Origin of the sequence: Vallitalea maricola (assembly GCF_036985595.1) — a bacterium.
GTDB lineage: Bacteria > Bacillota > Clostridia > Lachnospirales > Vallitaleaceae > Vallitalea > Vallitalea maricola.
Map to the genome: position 1 here is coordinate 1 of NZ_BTPU01000139.1, position 1,930 is coordinate 1,930.

1 protein-coding gene and 1 rRNA gene are annotated in these 1,930 nt (G+C 29.0%); one reads left to right on the forward strand and one right to left on the reverse strand.

Going from position 1 to position 1,930, the window contains the following annotated elements; genetic code table 11:
- A 16S ribosomal RNA gene (locus tag AACQ14_RS23640) occupies positions 1-123 on the reverse strand; the annotation flags it as partial.
- A 929-nt stretch (positions 124-1,052) separates the two neighbouring features.
- On the opposite strand from AACQ14_RS23640, the gene AACQ14_RS23645 reads away from it, so the two are divergent.
- Entirely contained in the window at positions 1,053-1,859 is an 807-nt protein-coding gene (locus tag AACQ14_RS23645; RefSeq protein ID WP_339366001.1) for a stalk domain-containing protein, read from the forward strand.
- The last annotated feature ends 71 nt before the right edge of the window (positions 1,860-1,930 follow it).

Genomic DNA, 1,930 nt, shown 5'->3' on the forward strand with positions numbered 1-1,930 from the left:
CCCGTCCGCCGCTTTCCACTATCTAAATCACCCGAAGGTTCAATAGATAGCTTCTCGCTCGACTTGCATGTGTTAAGCACGCCGCCAGCGTTCATCCTGAGCCAGGATCAAACTCTCATGTTAAAGATTTTTTAAGGTTAGAATTTCTTAGCTTTGATTTTAAGATTAAATTGTCTTAATTATCAAAGATTAGTTATTCTTAACTTAAAACATCGTATAAGTTTTAATCTTGACCAGATTGCTCTGGCTTATATTTTATAGACTATCGTCTTTATCCATTAATTTACTAAGGAATTTTCTTGGGTAAAACTTATTACTAAGTTTTTGGTTGTTTCACTGTTCAGTTTTCAAGGTTCTGTCCTAATTTGTTGCTTGCTGTTTTGTTTTCTTCAGCGAAAAGAATTATATCATTTATAAATAATAAAGTCAAGGCTTTATTCGACATTTTTAAAATCTTTTTTTATGACATATGATTAACTAAGTGTCAAATTTACTGTATATATAAGGAAATAAAAATTCCAATAACTGCTAATATCATTATTAATTTTTTCTATCAGTTGATTTATTTCAAACTTATTATTTATACCAAGAATTAATGTTATTAACTCAACTTTCCCACCTTTAATTTAATGCAGGTAAATCAAGAGTTATAGGTTTGGTTTACAGAATAAAAAGATAGAAGAAACACCTATATTTTTATTCTGCAAAGCCTTTTAATTAGCTTACCTGCATAGAATATTGAAGTGTGAAAGTTGAATTATTAATATTTTATTTAAACTATAATTGTTTTGACTAAGTATTAATAATTGATATTATGAATTTGATATATTTATATAGAAGTATCTTTAATTCATTATTCTAATTTAATACAATACATACCGACAGTACCATCCCCTACAATATATAAGTTATTACAATATGTATACCTAGTAATCTATATTACATAAAATTTTACAGTAATTATTCTAAGTTTTAGAATTTTACATCTCTTCCATTAATTCCATATTGAGATTGGATAATACATTTGTTAGACTTGTTGTTGAGGTGATTAGATGAAAAGAATAATGCTTTTAATGATTTCGTTAATTTTAGTTTTTAGTTTTTCAAGCAAAGCATTTGCTTCTCAAGTAATACCTATTTACGTTAATGGAAATGTTTTAACTCCTGACGTTAATCCTTATATTCAAAACCAACGTACTTTTGTACCAATTAGATTCATTGGAGAAGCACTTAATGCTACATCAATCAAATGGGATTATTCATCCAAGACTGCTACATTGGTATTTAATCAAAACGTAATTAAATTACCCGTAGGTTCTAGATATGTAACTGTAAACGGTAAACAATATAAAATTGATGCACCAATAAACTTAGTTAGAGGACGAACTTTCGTACCTGTAAGATTTATATCTGAAACATTAGGATATGACGTAATATGGGCTAACAGCTCAGTATACATCAGTAACAATGGGTATACCCCTTCAAACAAATATAGCTCCGAAGATTTATATTGGTTATCTAGAATTGTAGAAGCTGAAGCAGTTGGCGAACCATACGCTGGAAAATTAGCAGTAGCTAACGTAATCATTAATCGAAAAAAAAGTTCAGAATTTCCAAGCACAATAAAATCTGTTATTTTTGATAACAAATACGGTATTCAATTTTCACCTGTTGCAGATGGCAACATATACAATACCCCTACTCAAGAAAGTATCAATGCCGCTATCGCAGCACTAAATGGTTCCAATAACATTGGTAATTCATTATACTTCCTTAATCCAGCAAAATCTTCAAATTTCTGGATTATGAATAACCGTAAATTTGTTACTCAGATCAATAATCATTACTTTTATGCTTAGGCAAGAATAATTAATTTTACTCAAACAGCAGAATAACCCCTTCTTATAATAAAAAATACCCTAAAGGTAAA